Genomic DNA, 15,489 nt, shown 5'->3' on the forward strand with positions numbered 1-15,489 from the left:
CGTAGACCGATTCGGGGCTGGATTATTTGCGCTGCCAGTTACCATTTTGCAGTTGGATATACTGGCCCGGAGGTACCCGGTCCTGCAGGCGCTGACCCATGCGTATCTCAAAGACATTGCGTTCTACGCCGGCATTTTTTGCGCCTTTGTTATAGGCTGCGCGACGTTTATTGTTGATCGCTTCAACCATGGCCCGGACGCTGCTGCTGGGGCTTTTAACATAACCGAGGTAACCATTTACCTGTTCCCCGATCAGGCCCTTTGCCTTTGCGTCATCCATGCTGATCGCCCATGCGGGCACTGAGAACAGGGAGAACGCCAGGGCAAATACGGTCAGAATTTTGCGTAGTTTTGTCATGGTGTATACCCCGTCAGAAGATGTCGCTGTTTTCAGAGAGCAGGTCGTCGATCTCGCGATCCACTTTAACCAGAATCTCATGTTCAATTTTAACATTCAGGTTGATGGTGATGGGCTCGTTTGGCACCGCCACCTCCACGCGCGGTGAACAACCGCTTACAACCGTCAGCACTGAGAGCAGGGCTGCGGTGGGAAGTAACTGGTTCAGATTCATGGGTTGTTCCTCGGTTTAAGCACATTACGTTTAACGGTAACGCTTCTCGATTGTCTTCGTCAATTTATCCGCAAACTGTAGCGTTTTTATTAACTTAGGTATGTTTTCTTCAATATTCACTGTGAAATCCACCGGGTGGCCGTTGTGCCAGTCCGGGTTGCTGCCTTTCAGCCGGGTATTCAGCAGGGCTGTACCATCGGCGAGGTAATTCAGGCGGATCTCAAGCTGTTCATAGTGAAAATTCCGCAGGGCCTCAATAGCCATCGCGAGGCCGCGATTGGCGGCGGCGTAAGCCTGCACGGTTGCGGTCGGTTCAAACAGAATCCGTCCGCCGGGCGCATCGCCATTCAGCAGGCCGTCGCTGACGGTAAACTCACCTGCGCTATAGCGCAGCGGGAAGCTGCCACTGAGCTTGCCCTCGCCCGACAGGCCCTGCTGCCGTTCAAGTTTCAGGATTTCGCCCAGATCCAGTGCTTCAATCTGCACCTCGGTGCGGATATCCGGCTCCTGCAGTGAGAAGGTCAGATCGGCAAAACGAACCTTACCCAGTAACAGTTCAGCTTCACTCTGTTCCAGAGTTAACTGGCTTTTTCCCTGCCGCTGACTGAATCGGTAACGACTGCTCAGTTTGGTAGCCTCGATTCCATTTGTAACCCGGTGCAGCTTAATACTGCCTGTATCCCGGATACTGCCGTCGGCACTAATACGGGTTACTGAATCCAGATTCAGCCCTTCCAGTGGCGTTTCATCCCAGGCCAGATCCGCCGCGCGGATGCTGTTATCGAGGCGGGCCGTGAAACCGGACGGGTCGATCTGCCCGTTGCCCCGGTGAAACAGGCTGCCGGATTGCAGGCTGAGTTCAGGGGGGAGTTTGAAATAGGGTTTTAACCCCGGCACCAGTTCGGTCAGTTTTAAGGGCTTGAGCTGCCAGTTTAAACGGGTCTGGTGCTTGTTTATGTCGGTTTGCCCGCTGCCATTGAGGCGGACAGGCAGGTCAGGCATGGTCAGCGAAAACTGCTGCTTCAATAAGTTGCTCTTAAGCTGAAACTGACTGCTGGCCTGAAATGGCGGGAGCGGCTGTCCGGGTTTTTGTAACTGAACCGGTGCGGTAATCAGGGTGCCATGGAGGTTTTGGTTGAGCAGATCTATCTCGCTCAGCGACAGTTCTGCGGACAGTGGTTCGATGATCAGTCCATCCTGTAGTGCCACGCTGCTACTGCTGAGGCTGAATTGCAGGGCAGACAACTCAGGTTCAAGTGGTGCTTCGGCGAGCAACGGGCTGAGGTCTGTTTGGAGGCTGGCAGGTGCTTGCAGCGTGATGCGGATGCTGTCTACCGGCTTGCTCAGGCTGGAGTGTTGCAGCCCGGTGATTTCAAACTGTGTTGTCTCCGCCAGATTCAGGTCTAACTGGCGTAGTGAAAAGTTGAGGTCACCCTGTAGCTGAAGTTTCAGATCGGCAAGGGAAGGCTGCTGACTGTAAACCGTACCGCTGATCTGCTGCTGGCTTTGAATGCTCTGCAGCAGGGCATCGGGAGAGAACGTGCTGCGCAGGGGGAACTGACTGACCGCTTCACTTTTCAGTTCGCCGGAAAGGGCCGGCAGCGTCATGCCTGAGAGTTTCTCCTGCCAGTGGCTGAGGCCCTGCAGATTGATCCGCTGGCGTGAGCTGAGGGTCAGACCTGATTGGTAATCCAGTTCCCCCTCCATACGCAGGAAGGGTGTGCCCTGATCCAGCATCTGCAGGCTGATCCGGTTGTTGTGATCCAGCGTGAGGTCGGCCCAGCCCAGATCGGTCTGTTCACGCTGAAAGTGAACCCGGCTGCTGAGCTCATCAGCGGTGAGCAGCAGGGCGCCGCTGAGGAACCAGTCACTGTCGCCTTCAGGGGCATCCAGCTTCAGATTCAGCTCGCCAATACGCAGGGTATCTACCGGTAGTTTGCCGAACCAGCGTTCGGGCAGATAGTGGCTCAGATCCAGTATGCTGGTGTTATCGGTCTCATCGCTGATCGGTTGCAGGTAACGGATAGTGATATCAGACCGGGGAAGCAGCAGTTGCTCGACCCGCTGGTTAAGGAACAGTTCGACGGGGTTGTAGCTGAGGAGGATCTGGCCCGACTCAATCCGCACTTCACGGTGCTGATCGGTTTTGCTCAGCGCCAGTCGCTCGATGTGAAGCCGGTTCCAGGAGGGCGGCTGCATCTCCAGCTCAACCGCAGAAAACTGCTGTTCCTCCAGCCAGTATTGCAGGCTTTTCTGGGCCAGAAAAGGGGAGAGCAGGTAGAGTGCGGCTGGCAGAATCAACAGCAGGAGAGCGAGTATTCCGGGTATCCAGCGGCGTTTTTGCATGCTCTCTGCTGTCCTTATTTCAGAGGAGTTATTCCAGTTCCAGATCGTAGAGTCGTTCTACGGCGTCCTTCAGATGAAAGATCAGGTCTCCATACTGGTCGCTGTCGTTCTCGATATCAATATCGCCGAGCCGGTCGGCGGTTTCTTCCAGTGATTCACCGCGGTTATCCACCGCATAATCTTCCATTAGCCAGTACATAAGACCATAAACTTCGGCTACGGTTTCAACCTGATCCAGATCTTCCTGCAGTTGCTGCCGAATCCGGGTCAGCAGCGGCATCAGCGGTGACTGTGCCTCGCAGGCCAGATACAGTTGCAGCAACTGATCTGCGGTGTGAATCAGACGCTGGTCGCCTGCCAGTCTGGCCGGAGCCTGATCTGGAAATGTCAGTGTGGGTTCCGGCGTGTCGATCGCACTGAGCAGGGCAGGCATCAACGGATCTTCCGGACCACATTCATACCGTCACGCACGGTGAGGAAGATGTTTTCTACCCGTGGGTCAGCGGCAATCTCCTTGTTCAGATCGACCAGTACGTCGTCGATTTCGGACTCAGGTTGCAGTACTTTGCCGGACCAGAGCATATTGTCGAGGATGATCAGGCCCCCCGGACGGGTCATCTCCAGCACCTTGTGATAGTAGTTCAGGTAGTTGCGCTTATCGGCATCGATAAAGGTCAGGTCCAGCTCCATATCCAGCGTTTCCAGTGTGTCGATGGCGCGGCCGAAGATCACTTCGATCTTGTGGCCGTGGGGGCTGCGATCAAAAAAAGTCTGGGCAAACTCGATGGCCCGCGGATTGGTCTCGCAGCAGATGATCTTGCCATCTTCCGGCATGCCCTCGGCAATTGAGAGCGCGGAGTAGCCGGTAAACATGCCGATCTCGAGCACATTTTTTGGCTGGTGCAGCTGAGTCAGGAATTTAAGGGTTCGCCCCACCAGTCGGCCAGACAGCTTCTGTGGCCAGCCCATGTTTTTGTTGGTTTCGTCGATCAGTTCCTGCAACAGCTCAGGTTCAGGTGAGGTGCTGAGAAAGGCGTAGTCTTCGACCGCTTCGTTTACCAGAAATTCCACGTACAGATTCTCTAAATTCAGGGCCGGTGGTTAAGGACCAGCGGCGATTATATCAGGTCAGGCGCCCGTGTAGCCCGGATACCTTTACGGGTTCCGGGCCGGGGGGCAAATCAGCCGCGTATCATAGCATTTTCCGGACGCTGACGGATAACTGCTTTCGCTTTGAACGGCCTCTTAGCGGGCAGCGCCAGGGTTGAGATTAGTGACAGGCTCAGCGGCGTGCCAGATTGGCCCAGTCCAGATCCTTAAGGCGTTTGTCTGCAATATAGTAGAGTGTGCAGCCCGGTTTTACCCGCTGATCAAGAGAGGGGTTGATTTCCGGTTTGCCATCACTGTCCAGATCCACGGCGATCAGCGTGGCGGCATAGTATTCCTTCAGCGGGATATATAGGTCGCGTACTGAGATCTCCGGCATGTTTTCAGGCATCACCACGGAATACTGAGTCATACCGGTGCTGGCATTGAGTAACTCATGGTGCAGCAGGCTGGAACCCGGATCCATGGCTGATTTGACCATCATTTCGGTAGAGACCGAAGGGGTACATTCAATGGTGGGGCAGTGTTGTTTCAGCAGCTTGCTCAGGTTTTCATCGCGGAAGTAGGCGATGATATGGGCGGATGGATTCAGATTGAAAATGTTCAGCGCTGCGCTCAGGGTCTGATCATCCTGCTGACAGTCGATGATAATGGTAGAGGCAGAACCAATCTCGGCGCGGAGCAGCCCGTTTTCATCGTTGAGTGAGAGGGCACGGACAAATTCGATGATACCGGGCATCGGGTTTTCCATCTCCTCGGCGACACAGAGGCAGATATCCCGGTTCATATGCTGGCGCGCTTCGGTTTTCAGCAGTTGTAACAGGGGCAGGGTGCGCTGTTCGTTCCAGCCGACGACGATAATATGGTTATTAAGTGTGAGTTGTTTCAGACCCATGATTCCTTTTCTCCACTGAAAAGCGCTGAATGCGGCAAATTTACCTACGGTGAGGGCAAACAGACCAAGCCCGGCAGGAATAATATAGAAGGCGACCAGAGCCTTACCTTCGGCTGTCGTCGGGGAGAGATCCCCATAACCGACGGTCGAGGCAGTAACGACCAGCCAGTACAGAAAATCCGGCCCGGTCAGGGCTTCTTCACCGGCAAGGCTGAGCAGTTGCCAGCAGCTCAGGCCGTAGAGCAGGAGTAACGCCAGCAGTGCCTGCCATTTCATCTCCTTGAAATGACGATAGACCAGCTTGCGTAAGCTTTTAAACAGCAGCATACAAATCCGTTAGTCTCAGGGTTTGGCAGATTCTAACGTGCTTTCCTGAGCACAGCTAACCCTTTAACAGAACAGGGTAAAAGCCGTACAATGCCGACTTTATCTTGTGTATTTGTGGAGATTGCGTGTGCCGAGTATCGACCCTCTGATTATTTTTCTGTTAACCGGTATGGTTTCAATGTCTGCAGCGCTGAGTGCCGGAGCGCTGAATAAGCTGCCTGAAGAGGATAAACCTGAGTCTTTGCGCAGCCGCAACGGAATGGTCAAGGTGATTATGGCGGGTAACCTGGCAGCCGTAACCCTGTTGTTTTCCATGGCGTATGGTTTCAGTAATCTGGATTGGTGGATTCCGCTGCTGTGTATGTTTATCACCTTCCCGGTGATTCATGTGGTGGTGATTCAGCGGATGCTCGGCGATCTTAAAGCCGTGTGGCTGATGTTTCCGCTGGTGCTGCTCTCCATGCCTGTTCTCTACCTCTACTGGTAAGCTCGCTTGCAGACCCTGTTGGACGCTCCGATTCCCCTGCTGCTGGCCGCACTGGCCGGTGCGGCGCTGGCCGTGTTACTGAGCTCCATCCTGATGGCCGGACAGAAGCGTCGGCTGGAGGATGAGCAGGAACGGTTGATCAGTCAGTTACAGCAACTGGAACAAACCCAGACTGAAACCGAAGGGCAACTGGCGCATCTGCGTGAGCAGCTTCAGCATCAGCAAGCTGAACAGCATCAGTTAGATCTGCAACGTACCCGCCTCGAAGAGCGGCTGCATAGTCTGGAACCGCTCTTTAGCACCACCCTGAATGAAAAACGTCAGTTAGAAAAGAAACTGGAGCAGAGTGCATTTCAACTGGCGGATCGCTGTGAAGTGGTTGCCGAGCTGGAAACCCGGCTTGAAGCGGAACAGACAGCGCATGCCGACAAACTGAAAACGCTGGAACAGGCGCGGGAGCAACTGCGGCAGGAGTTTCAGAATCTGGCGAACCGGATCTTTGAAGAGAAATCCCAGCGTTTCTCTGAAACCAATAAAGAAAATATGGGGCACCTGATCAATCCGTTGCGCGAGCAACTGGGTGAATTCAAGCGCCGGGTAGAAGATGTCTACGATAAAGAGGCCAAAGACCGCCGGGCTTTGTATGAGCAGATTGGCCAACTGAAAAAGCTCAATCAGCAGATGAGCGAAGATGCAATTAACCTGACCCAGGCCTTAAAAGGTGAGAACAAAACCCAGGGTAACTGGGGTGAAATCGTGCTGGAACGCGCGCTGGAAGCGTCGGGTCTGCGTAAGGGGCATGAGTTTGAGTTGCAGGTTTCTCTGTCACAGCAGGAGCGTCGATATCAGCCCGATGCGCTGATCCGCCTGCCGGATGGTAAAGATGTCATTGTTGATGCCAAGGCCTCCCTCACCGCTTATGAAAGATACTGTTCGGCAGAGACTGCGCAGGAGCAGGAGCGTTTTCTGCGCGAGCATCTGCTGTCTGTACGCGGCCATATAAAAGGGCTGAGCAGTAAAGCCTATGAATCGCTGGAAGGGGTGCGTTCTCTCGACTTCGTACTGATGTTTATTCCGGTTGAAGGGGCTTTTCTGCTGGCACTGGAAAGGGAGCCGGGTCTGTTCCGGGAAGCCTTTGACCGTAACATTATGCTGGTCAGCCCGGCAACGCTGATGGTTACGCTGCGCACGATCCACAATATCTGGCGCTATGAACACCAGAATCAGAACGCCAAAGAGATCGCCCGGCGTGGTGGTGAGCTGCATGATAAGTTTGTTGGCTTTGTGGAAGCGGTGGATGAGATCGGTCGCAATATCGAACGCACTCAGCAAGCCTATGAACGGGCGCATAAGCGTCTGGTCAGCGGACGCGGTAATCTGGTCAGTCAGGTCAGTATGCTGCAACGGCTGGGGGCTGATGCGAAGAAAAAGCTGCCCAACGAACTGCTGGAGCAGGCGCAGGAGAGTGATCAGTGATCTCAGTGCTGGGCTACGGCTCACTTTTATCTGAGCGCTCAGCCCGGGAGACCGTGCCGGGGCTGAAGAACTTTCGTCTGGTCAGGGTGCCCGGCTACCGCCGTATCTTTAATAAAGTCGGTGTGGTTTTTCTCAGCCGTCATGGTGCCGACCCAGAGGCACGGCAAATTGCTTCCTGTGCCACTCAGGCGCACCCGGAAGCGGAGATTATCTGCTCGCAGTTTGAGTGCAGCGATGCTGAGTTTGCACAGCTCTATGAGCGTGAGCACCGTTTTCAGTGGGTTGAAGTAGAAAGTGTGGATGCCGAAGGCCAGCGTGCCCGGGGGCGGATCTGTACCGAATCCAGTGATGATTACTATCGTCGGCAGAAGTGCCGTAATGAGGCTGAATACCAGCAGCGGGTGGGCCAGTACTATACGGGTAAACTCTGGCGCAATGATATTCTGCCTTTCCCCCGGTATCTCGCTTTCTGCCTGCAGGCTGCCGAAGGCCATGGCGCGGCGGTTCTGGATAACTTTCTTGATCAGAGCTTCCTTGCCGACGGTTGTACCAGCCTGCGTTGCTACCTCACAGACCATCCTGAACTGACCAACTGGCGTCAGATCGACTGCGGCTACAGCTACCGCTGAACAACGGCTCGTTGCACCTCCTCTTGCCCTGTTGCTGATCAAACTGAAGCGGATTCATACACCGCTGCTGGCTTTTTTGGGCCTGAAAAAAGTCAGCAGGAAAATCAAAAATAAGAAATGAAGTTTTGGTGAAAAATCAAAACTAGATATTGAATTGTTCGCTATTATTCAAAATTAAGTTTTGATATTTTGTGGATTATTCAAAATTAAGTTTTGATTTATAATAAAATAATCAAAATTAAGTTTTGAATATTGGCTGTTTTTTAAGCTGTTGAATACGTGGATGATATTTTTGCTTTGCTTTGCGAAAGGTTTTTGAGGTGGCGCTAGGCTACTGAAATTTCTGAACATTTTTTCTCAAAAAAAATGGAAACTTGCCGACTACTTAAACAGTTGAGTTTTCGACCTGACCTTTTGTCTGATTAAAAAGTATTCAGTATTTAAAAAAATCATCGAAAAAAAGGTTGGTTTGTTAATAGCATTTAGTAAAATTAAGATAATGTTGAAAACACCCGGCAAATAGATATGACTGCTCACTCTAATATGATCGTTGCGCTAGACATTGGAACTTCCAAGGTGGTTTGCCTTGTGGGAGAGATCGGTGTCGATGGTGCAATCGATATTGTCGGGATTGGCTCACATCCGTCCAACGGCCTCAAAAAGGGCGTGGTGGTGAATATTGAGTCGACGGTGAGCTCTATTCAGCGCGCCGTAGAAGAAGCCGAGCTGATGGCCGGCTGTAAGATTCACTCGGTGACCGTGGGTATAGCCGGCAGTCATATCAGCAGTCTGAATTCACACGGTATTGTTGCCGTGCGAGAGCGGGAAGTAACCGAGTACGATCTGGAGCGGGTGATTGATGCAGCCCGCGCGGTGGCGATCCCGGCCGACCAGAAAATCCTGCATATCCTTCCACAGGAGTACGAAATCGATAACTCCGAAGGCATTCGCGAACCACTGGGTATGTCGGGTGTGCGTCTGGAAGCGAAGGTGCATCTGGTGACCGGTTCGGTGAACGCTGCACAGAACATTGAAAAGTGTGTACGCCGGTGTGGTCTGGAAGTTGATAATCTGGTTCTGGAGCAGTTGGCATCCAGCTACTCGGTTCTGACCGAAGATGAGAAAGAGCTGGGTGTATGCATGGTGGATATCGGTGGTGGCACCTCAGATATCTCCATCTTTACCGGTGGCGCTATTCGTCATACGGCTGTGATTCCGATCGCCGGAGATCAGGTGACTAATGATATCGCCATGGCCCTGCGAACACCGATGCAGCACGCAGAAGAGATCAAAATTAAGTATGCCTGCGCTCTGGCACAACTGGCCGGCCCGGATGAAACCATTAAGGTTCCCGGCGTAGGCGACCGTCCATCGCGGACATTATCGCGACAGGCTCTGGCTGAGGTGGTTGAGCCTCGCTATGAGGAACTGTTCAACCTGGTTCAGGCGGAGCTGCGCCGCAGCGGATTTGAGGATCTTGTGGCAGCGGGCATTGTCCTTACCGGGGGAACCTCGAAAATGGAAGGTGCCGTCGAGCTGGCGGAAGAGATATTCCACATGCCGGTGCGTCTGGCAGCACCGACCGGTGTGCGTGGAATGGAAGATATTTTGGGCAATCCGATCTTTGCAACAGGGATGGGATTGCTGCAGTACGCCCATGAAGATCAGGGCGGCGAGCCGGCACAGGAGCTGGCGGAAGTAGAGCTGGTGGAACAGGCCAGCGTACTGAACAGAATGAAAACCTGGTTTCAGGGAAATTTCTGAAACCGGGCAATCAATGGAATAGAACATAATAATGCGCTGGTCTGATAACAAAGCGCAGAATCTGGAAGGAGATCGGTATGTTTGAGTTAGCGGATAGCATTCCTCAAAGCGCCGTAATTAAAGTTGTAGGTGTAGGTGGCGGCGGTGGTAACGCCGTGCAGCATATGGTCAGCAGCGAAGTCGATGGTGTCGAGTTTATCTGCGCCAACACCGATGCGCAGGCGCTGGATCACATGCGTTCTAAAACCGTTATTCAGATCGGTGGTGAACTGACCAAAGGTCTGGGTGCCGGTGCTAACCCTGAAGTGGGCCGTCAGGCTGCGCTGGAAGACCGTGAGCGTCTGGCTGAAATGCTGGAAGGTGCAGATATGGTTTTCATCACTGCAGGTATGGGTGGCGGAACCGGCACAGGTGCGGCACCTATTGTGGCTGAGGTAGCGAAGGATCTGGGTATCCTGACCGTTGCGGTAGTGACTAAACCGTTTACCTTTGAGGGCCGTAAGCGTCTGAAAATTGCGGATGAGGGTATCAGAGAGCTGAAAGACAATGTCGACTCCCTGATTATTATTCCTAACGAAAAACTGTTGCCGGTACTGGGCAAAAATACCAGTTTGATTAATGCCTTCAATACAGCCAACGATGTATTGAAGGGTGCGGTGCAGGGGATCGCTGATCTGATTATCCGTCCGGGTATGATCAACGTTGACTTTGCAGACGTGCGCACCGTCATGTCCGAAATGGGTATGGCGATGATGGGTAGCGGTAGTGGCCGTGGCGAGGATCGAGCGACTGAAGCGACCGAAGCTGCGATTAACAGCCCATTGCTTGAAGATGTAGACCTGAAGGGGGCGAGTGGTATTTTGGTAAATATCACCGCTGGTCTGGATCTCAGCCTGGGCGAGTTCTCAGAAGTGGGTAACATTGTTGAAGAGTACGCTTCTGAGAACGCCACTATCGTCGTTGGAACTGTAATTGATCCTGAGCTGACTGATGAGCTGACCGTAACGGTTGTTGCGACCGGGCTGGGGCGCGCTGAAGAGCAACGGGTTGAAGTGGTTAACACCGGTACGGGTCGTGCTTCAGCCGTAGGCACCTCTGCGGGTGCGGCGACTGACTTTGATCAGTTGGAGTTGCCATCGGTGATGCGTAATGCGCGTGCGGAGCAGCCGAAAGAGCGAGCTAAGCCCGTTGAGATCCATCGCGAAGTAGAATCTGAACAGCCTGTGATGCAAAAAACCGGCACTGATGATCTGGAGTTTCTGGATATTCCGGCCTTCCTGCGTCGTCAGGCTGATTAAAACTTTCTTTATACCTTCCAGGTATTACTTGACCCGGTCACTGACCGGGTTTTTTTTCTTCTGAAGAAGTGGGCGGGGCTGTCAGCTCTGCAGCGGCTTGCACAGGCAGGTTGCGTCGGGGTGTCTGTGCCTGCGCGTTTAGAAAAGTCCGCTCCTTAAAGGGCGGCTTCCTTACGAGCCTTCTTTTCTTTATACATGCGCTCATCGGCGAGCTGGATCAGATCCATCCCTTCAATGGTATGTGCCTCTGCGGGAAACTCGGATGCCCCGATGCAGAACTCAACCTTAAGCTCCTGTCCTTTATACAGATAAGGATGCGTAGCGAAATACTCACCTATGCGTTGCAGGAGGTTTTCTGCGCCGGAGCGAGGGCAATCCGGTAGCAGGGCGATAAACTCATCGCCGCCATAGCGGATCAGTTTGTCGGTTGTTCTCAGTTTATCCAGAAGTACCTTGCAGAAATAAGTCAGCACTTCATCACCGGCTTTATGACCGAGGCGATCATTGATCTGTTTAAAGTTGTTCAGATCAATCATCACGATACTCAGAGGGTCCTGGCTGCGGGCTGAGCGCTGGGTTTCTTCCTGCATCAGACGGTCAAGCTGATGGCGGTTGTAGGCATGGGTCAGTTGATCAAAAATCGAGATATCTTCCACCTTATGGAACGCTTCACGTAGCAGTGATTGCTGTGCGTTAAAGGAATGCTCAATACTGATAATCTCCTTCAACTGAGAGTGCATCTCCAGATGTTGATCCAGATCGTGATGGCCTTCGGTTTTGCGCAGTTTTCTTTCCAGCTTCTGTAGTGGCGTGATCATGTGTGACAACAGGTCGGTTGTCAGAGCCAGGTAGGACGAGATGATAGTGATGGAGAACACCAGAAACATCCCCATCAGCACTTCATAAATCGGAATCCTTACCCGCTGTGCCGGGAACTGCACATCGAGAACACCCGCCAGATCACCGGCCTTTACCTCAGCGTGGCAACTGAGGCATTGCTCCTGAAAGCGGATATTGCGGAAGTAGTGGATTTTACTCAGGGACTCAACGTGGGTGGCATCCTCATTGTTACCCAGGTGGCCAAGAATCTCTTCAGTCAGTGCCCGCCCGCTGCCAAACTGCTGCTGGATGGCGGAAGAGCGATACATCTGATAGTTGATGGCCGGGCTATTCTGATTCAGCTCCTGCAGCAACTGATCCATCTCTTCAAAACTGGCGCCCTGATTCATCTTCTGGCGCAGTTCTTTAAAAACCAACTGACCCAGATAATGCCCCTCCTGACGCAGATCCTTCTCAATAGAAAGGAAAATAAGCACTGTGACTATCAGCAGAGCAAAGGCTGCACTGATCAGAGAGGATCGAAAAAGTGAATTGTAGAGGGTGTTCTTCAGGCTATTGGCTGGCCGCATATCGGTTGCTATCCCGCAGCATTTATTCTTATTTAAATTTAGTAGATCGGGCTGATAAATGATAACACGTTCAAAAAGTAAGCGATTCAGCCGTAGTTTGATTCAGAAAAATCTAAATTACAAATTTACCGGATTTTTTTTCTTAAATCTCTTGCGGTTAGGTAAGGCTATGCTACAATGCGCGCCTCGTTGTTAAGGAGCTTTTATGGCTCTCAGCAACGCAAGAGACCGTCTGAAATATTCAGTATTAAAGGTCTCACATTAGAGTGGTCAGGTGTCCGAGTGGCCGAAGGAGCACGCCTGGAAAGTGTGTATACGGAAACGTATCGAGGGTTCGAATCCCTCCCTGACCGCCATCTCTATGTCTAATAGAGATTATATAGTCCACTAACGTATTGAGAATCAACGACTTAGCGTCTTGTTATGTCTTATATAGTCCAATACGGTCTTGTAACATCCACTCTTTTAAGTAACACTGAATGTAACATCGGTACATTTTTCTATTATGCAGTGTTACATCAATGGCCAGAAAAACATTACCTCTTACAAACACCCAGGTTAAGAACGCTAAACCAGCAGACAAGGAATATAACCTTTCTGATGGTGAAGGCCTTGCTCTCAGGGTTAAGCCTAATGGGTCCAAAATTTGGATCTTCAATTATACACGCCCTCATATTCAGAAAAGAGCCAACATCTCGTTTGGAACATATCCTGAAGTGTCTATAGCGGATGCCCGTAAAAAGCGTTTTGAGGCTCGCGCTTTACTAGCCGAAAAGATCGATCCACAGCAAAAGCGTGATGCGGATCGTCAGGAGCAAATGTTCAAGCAGGTAAACACGCTAACGGCTGTTGTTGAATCTTGGTTTGAGCTTAAGAAAAACACGATTAGCACTGATTACGCAGATGACATTATCAACTCCTTGAAAAATCACGTCCTACCAAAGCTTGGTAACTATCCCGTTGCAGATATAACTGCTCCTCTAGTCATTGATGTTTTGAAGCCTTTAGCTGGGTCTGGAAAATTGGAGATGACCAAGCGTATATGCTCCCGCCTTAATCAAGTCATGACCTTTGCGACAAATACTGGTTTGGTGCAATCCAACCCGCTAGTGGGTATTAAGCAGGCTTTCAAATCGCCGACGGTTACTAACAACCCAACACTTAAGCCCGATGAGCTACCTTTGCTTATGTCTCAGGTTGCTGATGCAAATATTCGGCTTGTTACCAGGCTGCTGATTCGCTGGCAACTTCACACCATGACAAGACCGGGTGAGGCAGCAGGTGCTAAGTGGGATGAGATAGATCTTGAAAAAGGTGTTTGGGTTATTCCTGCTGAGCGGATGAAAAAACGAAGAGAGCACATCGTTCCATTAACTAGCCAAACGATATCAATTCTAGAAAAGCTAAGGCTGTATCAGTCGAATAGCCCCTATCTTTTTCCAAGTGATCTTTCTATCCGTAAGCCAATAAATGCTTCAACAGCTAATGTGGCTCTGAAGCGTATGGGCTTTAAAGATCGTTTGACTGCGCATGGCATGAGGTCGATTGCTAGTACTGCATTGAATGAGCAAGGCTTTGATCCTGACTTGATTGAGGCAGCATTGGCCCATACGGATAAAAATCAGGTACGCGCAACATACAACAGGGCTAGTTATCTTGAGCGCCGAAAAGAAATGATGCAGTGGTGGTCTGATCAAATTACTAAAGCTCAATCGGAGGGTTTATAGTCCGCTATTGGGTAAATGCCTTTAGAGGCTTATTGTTGCTTGTATTTAATGGGCACTATTCCATAACCATTTATCATTAACGTGAAGGATATTCCGTTGATCTTATGTGAGCCTTTCTAAACTGATACGTTTCCTATCATTCTGATTTATTTGATCTTACTTTGGCGTGTTCTATGTCGTTATGTAATGCTCTATATCGTTACGTAATGCTCTATATCGTTCTATATCGATATGTCATGTTATATGTCGTTATGTCATGTTCTATATCGTTACGTAATGCTCTATATCGGTATGTCATGTTCTATATCGTTACGTAATGTTCTATATCGATATAAACCGTTTCCAAATGATCTGACGATCCTTGGTGTATATGTGACCTTTTCAACCTGCTCGCTTAGTTGTTTTGAAAGGTTAACTATTTGTTTTATAGGCTTTATTTTTTTAATAATTTCTGTAGGGTTTAATGTCGGCTTGGTTAGCAAGCCAGTTTTATTGGCATATTAAACTAGACGGATTCTTGTAATAGGCCAGACCATCCATTTATGTAGTATGGGAGTCTGACACTATGTCTAACATCTTCTTTTACGATTTCTTCGAAGCTGCTTACCGTGATGCTAAGCGAGCATATCCTGATCTTTGTCATGAGCATGAAAAAGCTTGGGAATCACCAGTGATAGCTGATCCTCTGCCAGAGTATTTGTATGACTTGGAATTAATTAAGTCATTTTTTAAGTCCCCGGATGAGTATATTTCTCATTGTTCAAAGGAGGGGGTAGCTATTCATCCAGTTGTTGCAGTCCCTATAGCGGTTGGGTGTATTCCAAAAAACGTTGGTTATCTGAGATTCGGTTTTCAAGAAATGTCAGAGGTTAGAGGGCGCGATACTGATATATCTGTTCGGGAAATTTATGGTCGGATGTTCTATGAATACGAATTGGCCCGTGAAGAATGTTCGCCTCGTGATAAAGACTTCACGGTTGCGGTTGAGTTTCTAGATTCACTGCCAGAAGTCGACCGCCCCAAAATAAAGCCTGAAACCCTTATCAGATATCGAAATCTTTGGGTAGAGCAGCTGGATCGGAAAAAATTGGATTAGTTTTTTCCTATTAAATCCAGCGACTCTAATAGCGATTTATTCTCCTATTGGGACAATGAAGTCTCATATCGTCCATTAGAGGAGAATTACCTAATGAAAGAATACGATCCACTTCCATCGCTTGGGTTTGTGCGTTTGCCGCAGATTCTTGAGGTGTATCCCATTTCTAAAAGTCACTGGTGGGCGGGGGTTAAAGCTGGTCGCCTGCCCCCTCCTGTTCGTCTTGGTCCCCGTACTACTGTTTGGAAAGTAGAAGATATTCGCGAGTTGCTAGAGGAGGCTGGAAATAAGATTCACTAGTGGTGGATCTGAAATTGTATCAGCGGTTTTTATGCGTCAGAGCTGTCTACAGCAAT

At 50.6% G+C, this 15,489-nt stretch carries 15 protein-coding genes and 1 tRNA gene; 9 read left to right on the forward strand and 7 right to left on the reverse strand.

Annotated elements, in window-relative coordinates:
* Positions 1–22: 22 nt before the first annotated feature.
* The 6 genes from QUD59_RS13315 to QUD59_RS13340 form a co-directional block, all read right to left on the reverse strand.
* On the reverse strand, positions 23–358 hold the full coding sequence (locus QUD59_RS13315) for a YdbL family probable chaperone protein (protein ID WP_286237577.1): 336 nt from the start codon (positions 356–358) through the stop codon (positions 23–25).
* Positions 359–371: 13 nt separating this feature from the next.
* On the reverse strand, positions 372–572 hold the full coding sequence (locus QUD59_RS13320; RefSeq protein WP_286237579.1) for a YnbE family lipoprotein: 201 nt from the start codon (positions 570–572) through the stop codon (positions 372–374).
* Positions 573–602: 30 nt separating this feature from the next.
* Entirely contained in the window at positions 603–2,918 is a 2,316-nt protein-coding gene (locus QUD59_RS13325) for an intermembrane phospholipid transport YdbH family protein (RefSeq protein ID WP_286237580.1), read from the reverse strand.
* 28 nt (positions 2,919–2,946) lie between these two features.
* Positions 2,947–3,351: a hypothetical protein gene (locus QUD59_RS13330; RefSeq protein ID WP_286237583.1), complete on the reverse strand. Its 405-nt coding sequence runs from the start codon at positions 3,349–3,351 to the stop codon at positions 2,947–2,949.
* A complete protein-coding gene (locus QUD59_RS13335) occupies positions 3,351–3,989 on the reverse strand; it encodes an O-methyltransferase (protein ID WP_286237584.1) in 639 nt (212 codons plus the stop codon). Before QUD59_RS13335 ends, QUD59_RS13330 begins: the two co-directional genes overlap by 1 nt.
* A 211-nt stretch (positions 3,990–4,200) precedes the next feature.
* Positions 4,201–5,247, reverse strand: a complete 1,047-nt coding sequence (locus QUD59_RS13340) for an ion channel (RefSeq protein ID WP_286237585.1) — start codon at positions 5,245–5,247, stop codon at positions 4,201–4,203.
* Between the two features lie 127 nt (positions 5,248–5,374).
* Between QUD59_RS13340 and QUD59_RS13345 the strand changes: the two genes are divergently transcribed.
* The 5 genes from QUD59_RS13345 to ftsZ all read left to right on the forward strand — a co-directional run bounded on the left by QUD59_RS13345 (position 5,375) and on the right by ftsZ (position 10,901).
* Positions 5,375–5,734, forward strand: coding sequence for a hypothetical protein (locus QUD59_RS13345; RefSeq protein WP_286237586.1), 360 nt, complete (start codon positions 5,375–5,377; stop codon positions 5,732–5,734).
* Between the two features lie 6 nt (positions 5,735–5,740).
* A complete protein-coding gene (locus QUD59_RS13350; protein ID WP_286237587.1) occupies positions 5,741–7,210 on the forward strand; it encodes a DNA recombination protein RmuC in 1,470 nt (489 codons plus the stop codon).
* Positions 7,207–7,839: a gamma-glutamylcyclotransferase gene (locus tag QUD59_RS13355; RefSeq protein WP_286237588.1), complete on the forward strand. Its 633-nt coding sequence runs from the start codon at positions 7,207–7,209 to the stop codon at positions 7,837–7,839. The genes QUD59_RS13350 and QUD59_RS13355 overlap by 4 nt, the downstream gene beginning before the upstream one ends.
* Positions 7,840–8,364: 525 nt before the next feature.
* Complete coding sequence (gene ftsA, locus QUD59_RS13360; RefSeq protein WP_286237589.1) at positions 8,365–9,603, forward strand: cell division protein FtsA; 1,239 nt, start codon at positions 8,365–8,367, stop codon at positions 9,601–9,603.
* 77 nt (positions 9,604–9,680) lie between these two features.
* Complete coding sequence (ftsZ, locus tag QUD59_RS13365) at positions 9,681–10,901, forward strand: cell division protein FtsZ (protein ID WP_286237590.1); 1,221 nt, start codon at positions 9,681–9,683, stop codon at positions 10,899–10,901.
* A 155-nt stretch (positions 10,902–11,056) separates the two neighbouring features.
* Here ftsZ and QUD59_RS13370 read toward each other — a convergent pair whose 3' ends face one another.
* Positions 11,057–12,310 carry a GGDEF domain-containing protein gene (locus tag QUD59_RS13370; RefSeq protein WP_286237592.1) on the reverse strand — a complete coding sequence of 418 codons (1,254 nt, stop codon included), beginning with the start codon at positions 12,308–12,310 and terminating at the stop codon, positions 11,057–11,059.
* A 268-nt stretch (positions 12,311–12,578) separates the two neighbouring features.
* On the opposite strand from QUD59_RS13370, the gene QUD59_RS13375 reads away from it, so the two are divergent.
* From QUD59_RS13375 to QUD59_RS13390, 4 genes are all read left to right on the forward strand, one after another.
* Positions 12,579–12,666 (forward strand) — tRNA-Ser (locus tag QUD59_RS13375).
* A gap of 165 nt (positions 12,667–12,831) precedes the next feature.
* Complete coding sequence (locus QUD59_RS13380) at positions 12,832–14,037, forward strand: integrase domain-containing protein (protein ID WP_286237593.1); 1,206 nt, start codon at positions 12,832–12,834, stop codon at positions 14,035–14,037.
* Positions 14,038–14,602: 565 nt separating this feature from the next.
* On the forward strand, positions 14,603–15,133 hold the full coding sequence (locus QUD59_RS13385; protein WP_286237594.1) for a hypothetical protein: 531 nt from the start codon (positions 14,603–14,605) through the stop codon (positions 15,131–15,133).
* Between the two features lie 93 nt (positions 15,134–15,226).
* Complete coding sequence (locus QUD59_RS13390; protein ID WP_286237596.1) at positions 15,227–15,433, forward strand: helix-turn-helix transcriptional regulator; 207 nt, start codon at positions 15,227–15,229, stop codon at positions 15,431–15,433.
* Positions 15,434–15,489: the final 56 nt, after the last annotated feature.

It is taken from the genome of Neptuniibacter halophilus (assembly GCF_030295765.1).
Taxonomy (GTDB): Bacteria; Pseudomonadota; Gammaproteobacteria; order Pseudomonadales; family Balneatricaceae; genus Neptuniibacter; species Neptuniibacter halophilus.

Coding starts and splice junctions, on each gene's coding strand:
- QUD59_RS13315 (WP_286237577.1), bottom strand. CDS start 358: ATGACAAAACTACGCAAAATTCTGACCGTATTTGCCCTGGCGTTCTCC.
- QUD59_RS13320 (WP_286237579.1), bottom strand. CDS start 572: ATGAATCTGAACCAGTTACTTCCCACCGCAGCCCTGCTCTCAGTGCTG.
- QUD59_RS13325 (WP_286237580.1), bottom strand. CDS start 2,918: ATGCAAAAACGCCGCTGGATACCCGGAATACTCGCTCTCCTGCTGTTG.
- QUD59_RS13330 (WP_286237583.1), bottom strand. CDS start 3,351: ATGCCTGCCCTGCTCAGTGCGATCGACACGCCGGAACCCACACTGACA.
- QUD59_RS13340 (WP_286237585.1), bottom strand. CDS start 5,247: ATGCTGCTGTTTAAAAGCTTACGCAAGCTGGTCTATCGTCATTTCAAG.
- ftsA (WP_286237589.1), top strand. CDS start 8,365: ATGACTGCTCACTCTAATATGATCGTTGCGCTAGACATTGGAACTTCC.
- ftsZ (WP_286237590.1), top strand. CDS start 9,681: ATGTTTGAGTTAGCGGATAGCATTCCTCAAAGCGCCGTAATTAAAGTT.
- QUD59_RS13370 (WP_286237592.1), bottom strand. CDS start 12,310: ATGCGGCCAGCCAATAGCCTGAAGAACACCCTCTACAATTCACTTTTT.
- QUD59_RS13380 (WP_286237593.1), top strand. CDS start 12,832: ATGGCCAGAAAAACATTACCTCTTACAAACACCCAGGTTAAGAACGCT.
- QUD59_RS13385 (WP_286237594.1), top strand. CDS start 14,603: ATGTCTAACATCTTCTTTTACGATTTCTTCGAAGCTGCTTACCGTGAT.
- QUD59_RS13390 (WP_286237596.1), top strand. CDS start 15,227: ATGAAAGAATACGATCCACTTCCATCGCTTGGGTTTGTGCGTTTGCCG.